This is a genomic window from Streptomyces sp. NPDC006208 (assembly GCF_040613775.1).
In the GTDB taxonomy this organism is placed as follows: domain Bacteria; phylum Actinomycetota; class Actinomycetes; order Streptomycetales; family Streptomycetaceae; genus Streptomyces.
In genome coordinates this window covers 1-5261 of the sequence record NZ_JBEXSW010000105.1, presented here as the reverse complement: position 1 = coordinate 5261, position 5261 = coordinate 1, and the positions used below count along the sequence as shown (strand labels likewise).

Genomic DNA, 5261 nt, shown 5'->3' with positions numbered 1-5261 from the left:
GGCCCCTGGATCGACCTGATGACGTCGTGGATGACCCCGACGGTCAGGAGCCCCGCGAGCAGTACGAGGAGCGCCGCAACGACCAGGTGGATGCCGTCCTCGATGAGCTGCAGGAGGCCCTGTGCCCGGCCGCCCTCGATCTTCGGGAGAATGGGTCGCACAGTCCAGCATGCTAGGGGTTCCCCGGCCCGCAGGCGCGGCGTGCTGGGCGAACGGGTGGACCAGCGGATCCCTCCCTGTGGTGACAGCCCGGGGAAGCGGCGAGGCGCGACATCACCGAGGCCCACCCGGCGGCAGGACAAGGGTTACGAGGTAACCCGACGCGCGGACACGAACGACAGGAACCTGCGGTTCGTCCTGGTCGCCGACCCGGGCCTGCCCTCCGAGATGGGCTGGCTCGCCCCCGCCTACCGGAGGATCTGCGCCGCCGCATCGCCAGGGGCATCCGCTGGCAGGCGGACACCGTGACGGCGCCCCTGGTGGCGGACTAGCAGGTCGACGTGTCCGACGTGGCTAACGTCGTCGGCACCCGTCAGGAGGACGGCGACTGGGACATCGGCGTCTTCCTCACCGACCTGCCGAGCCGGGCGGAGCGCAACCCGGTCCGCACCGAGGTCGACCCTGAGCACAGGGTCGCACTGATCTCACTGCACGGCCTCGGCTCCCGGCGTCCGCGGCGCCGGAGCGGTGCGGCAGGCGGCGGTCGGCGTCGTCAGGCAACAGGCCGCGCAGGACGAAGAGCCGCTGGATTCCGCAGTCGTCGGCCGTCCGGCCCCGGGGAGTAGTCGAAGCGCGAACGCTACGCGGTGCCAGGGGCTGCCCGGCCACGTCCGCCTGGCAGTTGCCGCCGTGGGGCCTTCCATCCTGGCGGCGACGCTGTCCACCCCCGCCTCATGATGAAAGAAATCCCAGTTCAGATGGGCTACTCCGCCGAACTTGCTGTGTCCGGCTCCGGCTGGTCCGCGCCGCCCGAGGCGGCCGCCGGACCGAGGGTCAGTGCCAGCTCGCCGTCCTTGACATCGGCGATGACGGTGTCGTCCGGATTGACCGAGCCGCTGAGCAGCATGTTCGAAAGGCGGTTGTCGAGCTCCGTCTGGATGGTGCGGCGCAGCGGCCGGGCTCCGAACTCGGGCTGGTAGCCACGGTTGGCCAGCCACTCCTTGGCGGTCTCGGTGACCTCGAGGTTGATCTGCTGGGCGTGGAGCCTGCGCCGACTGCGTTCCAGCAACAGGTCGACGATGCGCACCAGGTCCGCCCGGGTCAGGGCGTGGAAGACGATGATCTCGTCGATGCGGTTGAGGAACTCGGGCCGGAAGTGCGCCTGCAGTTCGGCCATCAGGTCATCCCTGATGTCGTCGACCGCCCCCTGGTGGTCCAGGATGCGCTTGGAGGCGATGTTGCTGGTCATGATGACCACGGTGTGCCGGAAGTCGATCGTGCGTCCCTGGGCGTCGGTGAGCCGTCCGTCGTCCAGGACCTGCAGCAGCAGGTTGAAGACGTCCGGGTGGGCTTTTTCGACCTCGTCGAACAGAACGACGCTGTACGGCTTGCGGCGCACCGCCTCGGTGAGTTGCCCGGCCTCCTCGTAGCCGACGTATCCGGGAGGGGAGCCGACGAGCCGGGAGACGGTGTGCTTCTCCTGGAACTCGCTCATGTCGAAGCGGACCATCCGGTCGGAGTCTCCGAAGAGCAGTTCCGCAAGTGCCTTGGCCAGTTCTGTCTTGCCGACTCCCGTGGGTCCGAGGAAGAGGAAGCTGCCGGTGGGCCGGTCGGGGTCTCCCATGCCCGCCCGGCCGCGGCGCACGGCCTGGGACACGGCGGTGACTGCCTCGTCCTGGCCGACCACCCGCTCGTGCAGGGCCTCTTCGAGCTTCGTGAGCCGCTCGCGCTCGGTCTCGGTGAGCTGGGAGACGGGAATGCCGGTGCGCGCGGAGAGCACATCGGCGATGTCCTCGGGAGTCACACTGCCGGCCTCTTCCCGCTCTCCGCCGGCGCCGGCGAGCTCCCGCTCCACCTGCCGGATCTGCTCCTTGAGCTGTGCGGCGCGTTCGTAGTCCTCGGTGCTGACGGCCTCGTCCTTCTCCCTGCGCAGCTTGGTGAGGCGGTCCTCGATGCTCGCGGTCCCGGTCGAGGCACCGAGGCCGCGCAGTCCCACGCGTGCTCCTGCCTGGTCCATGAGGTCGATCGCCTTGTCGGGCAGGAACCGGTCGGTGATGTAGCGGTCGGACAGGGCGGCCGCGGCGTCCAGGGCCTCGTCCGTGTAACGGACCTGGTGGTGGGCCTCGTAGGAGTCGCGAAGCCCGCTCAGGATCTCGACCGTCTCCTCGACGGTGGGTTCGCGCACCATGACCGGCTGGAAGCGACGTTCGAGCGCGGCGTCCTTCTCGATGTACCGGCGGTACTCGTCGATGGTGGTGGCGCCGACCACGCTGAGGTCGCCCCGGGCGAGCGCGGGCTTGAGAATGTTGCCGGCGTCCATGGCACCCTCGCCGCCTCCGCCGGCGCCGACGACCGTGTGCAGTTCGTCGATGAACACGATGATGCCGCTCTCGGCCTCCGTGACCTCGTCGATCACCTTCTTCAGCCGCTCCTCGAACTCTCCCCGGTACTTGGATCCGGCGACCAGACCGGCCATGTCGAGGCTCACGACGCGGCGGTTGCGCAGGGCCTTCGGGACCTCTTCGGCGACGATCCGCTGCGCCAGTCCTTCGACGATGGCGGTCTTGCCGACGCCGGGATCGCCGATGAGCACGGGGTTGTTCTTGGTGCGCCGGGAAAGGACCTCCACGGTCTGCTCGATCTCCTCGGCCCGGCCGACCACCGGGTCGAGACGTCCGCTGCGGGCCTCGTCGGTGAGGTCGCGCCCGTACTCGTCCAAGGTCGGGGTGTCGCTGTGCTCGCCCGACGCCGCCTTCCGGCCGGCTTCGCCGCCACTCAGCAAACCGGAGGAGACTCCCTCGGATCCCAGCGTGCGTGCGAGGCTGGAATCGTCCAGCAATGCGGCGAGGATGTGCTCCGGACCGATGTACGAGGCACCGGTCGCCTGGGAGTGGGCGTGGGCGGCAAGCAGAGCGCGCTTCACCGCTGGCGTGAGCCCGGGGTCGCCGGTTCCGGTGCCGGTGGGAAGGTTCTCCTGCAGGTCCGCAGCCAGCTGGTCCGGATCAGCGCCCGCCTGCTCCAGCACCTGCCGGGCAGCCGGCACCTGCGTGGCGGCCCACAGCAGGTGCACCGTGTCGAGATCGGACCCGTCCTCGGCCGCCCGGCCGCCTGCCGCCGCCAGCAGCTCGTGCGAGGAATCACTGAGCAGTCGCCCGATGGGCACGCGCTGCACGGCTGGCGGCGAGGCTGCCGGACTCATGCCGAAGAAGCGGTTGAAGAGATCGGAGAACGGGTCGCCGGACCCGAAGGGCGAAGTTGTCACAAGGATCATCCCGTCCGGCGGGCGGCACAGCGGCTGTGCGCAGCCTGCCGTAGTCGAATTGCCGGTACACGGCCATTCTTCGCCGGGTCGTCCCGGCGTGCGAACGCAGCAGGTGAGTGACGGGCGTCCTGGGCAGAGCCGCAGATGCCACAGGCGATCGGGCACGAGGAGGCGTGGCAGGCGGTGACGTTCAGTGCCAAGGCGATCAAGACGATCGACAGCATCGGTGTCGAGGCGGCCGTGGCTCGCATCCGCGCTTGGGGGGAGCCCGCGCCGGATTCCTCCCCGGAGTCACGAAGTCGTCCTACTGATGATGAGGCTCCTTGGTTCTCCCCACCCGTGCTCAAGCAAGTGGACGGACCTGCTCGCCCTGTTTCCCTCGCCCGAAGGCCGCCTGTCTCCTCCTTGGCCTGGTCACGCGGGGTTGTCCTGCAGCCACCGAAGTACCTGTCGGGCGTGCTCGTTCGGCGGAAAGACCGGATAGAAGACGTGCTCGATCACGCCGTCACGGATGACAAGGGTGATGCGTTTGTAGAGGAGCACCCCGCCGAATTCGAAGGTGGGCAGGCCCAGCATGGCGGCAAGTCGGAAGCCGCTGTCGGAGAGCATCGAGAAGGGGAGCCGCAGCCGGTCGACCACCTCCTTCTGGTAGGCGGTGTCCTGGCTGGACAGGCCGAACACGCGGGCCACGCCGACGGCGGTGAGGTCGTCATGATGATTGCGGAAGTCGCATGCCTGGCTGGTGCACCCGCGCGCTCCGGGGGTGTTGTCCCAACCTTCGGGCAGGTCTGCGTCGGGGCGGCCGGTGAGCGGGTAGCAGTAGACGATCGACCGGCCCCCGCCCAGGGCATGCAATGCGACGGTGTCGTCCGCGGTGCTGGGCAGCTCGATGTCCGGCACCTGCCGACCTGGGAGATGAGCGGCCGCGCCGTCGTCCTCGGGGACAGGCAGGTCCGCGGGGAGGCGGGTCAGGTGGCTCATGGTGCTCCCTTCAGCACCGGGCCGGTCGGCACGGCTGTTGCGATAGGCAGCATCGTGCAGATGCCGGACCAGCACCGCTCGACGAGCGGTGAGCGCCTCGATCCGCAGGGCCAGGTCGTCAATGGCCTCGCGGTAGCCGGCCAGCGAGGACGGACAGTCGTCCGCGTGCTCCCGGCCGTCGGCCAGGCATTCGAGGAAGGGACGTGTCCGCTCGACCGGAATCCCCAATCGGTTCAACTCCCGGGCCTCGCGCACCATCCGCGCCTCGTGCTCGGAGTAGTCGCGGTAGCCGTTGGCGAGCCGAGCAGGAGTGATCAACCCCAACGACTCGTAATAGCGAACCGTCTTCGTCGTCACACCCGCGCGTCGAGCGACTTCACTGATCATCATGTTGCATCAACCTAAACCTTGCCCCCAGGGGCAACGTCAAGCCACATCGGGCACCACCACGTCACGACACCATAGGAAGGCCGCTCCGGCCCACCCCTTCGTCGATCATTCAACCGACTGGGGAAGCAGAGCGACCTCGGGGAAATCCACGAAGCCTCATCACTGATCGTCCCGCCCTCGTGGGCGGATGCGCTGCCGGCCCGTGACTCGGCGGAATCACGGGCCGGCAGTGTGCCGGCAGCAACCACGGCCGCTGCGGGGCGCGCTCGTACGGGGGCAAGGAGTCACCGAACCCGGCGGTCTTCCAGAGGGGCAGCCCTCAGTTGCTCGTCGCATCGCGCTCGGTTCCTGGCTCGCTGGCAGCGCCTTGGACGACTAGATGATCGATTCAAGGGATTGGCTGGGCGTATGGGACGAGGGCGTCCAACGTCAGTGTGTGAAGACAGAGTTGGACACCCTCGCGACTGCA

Annotated in this window: 3 protein-coding genes and 1 pseudogene; 2 read left to right on the top strand and 2 right to left on the bottom strand. The window is 68.7% G+C overall.

Going from position 1 to position 5261, the window contains the following annotated elements; translation table 11 throughout:
* Positions 1-500: 500 nt before the first annotated feature.
* On the top strand, positions 501-785 hold the full coding sequence (locus ABZ208_RS38685; protein ID WP_356914135.1) for a hypothetical protein: 285 nt from the start codon (positions 501-503) through the stop codon (positions 783-785).
* 137 nt (positions 786-922) lie between these two features.
* On the opposite strand, the gene ABZ208_RS38680 is transcribed toward ABZ208_RS38685, so the two are convergent.
* The gene (locus ABZ208_RS38680; RefSeq protein ID WP_356914134.1) at positions 923-3430 is read right to left on the bottom strand and encodes an ATP-dependent Clp protease ATP-binding subunit; all 2508 of its coding nucleotides are present in this window, start codon (positions 3428-3430) and stop codon (positions 923-925) included.
* A 174-nt stretch (positions 3431-3604) separates the two neighbouring features.
* Here ABZ208_RS38680 and ABZ208_RS38675 point away from each other — a divergent pair.
* Positions 3605-3685 (top strand): annotated as a pseudogene (locus ABZ208_RS38675) (50S ribosomal protein L28); the annotation flags it as partial.
* A gap of 150 nt (positions 3686-3835) precedes the next feature.
* Here the strand turns inward: ABZ208_RS38675 and ABZ208_RS38670 are convergent.
* The gene (locus ABZ208_RS38670) at positions 3836-4792 is read right to left on the bottom strand and encodes a MerR family DNA-binding transcriptional regulator (RefSeq protein WP_356914133.1); all 957 of its coding nucleotides are present in this window, start codon (positions 4790-4792) and stop codon (positions 3836-3838) included.
* Positions 4793-5261 lie beyond the last annotated feature (469 nt).

Coding starts and splice junctions, on each gene's coding strand:
- ABZ208_RS38680 (WP_356914134.1), bottom strand. CDS start 3,430: ATGATCCTTGTGACAACTTCGCCCTTCGGGTCCGGCGACCCGTTCTCC.
- ABZ208_RS38670 (WP_356914133.1), bottom strand. CDS start 4,792: ATGATGATCAGTGAAGTCGCTCGACGCGCGGGTGTGACGACGAAGACG.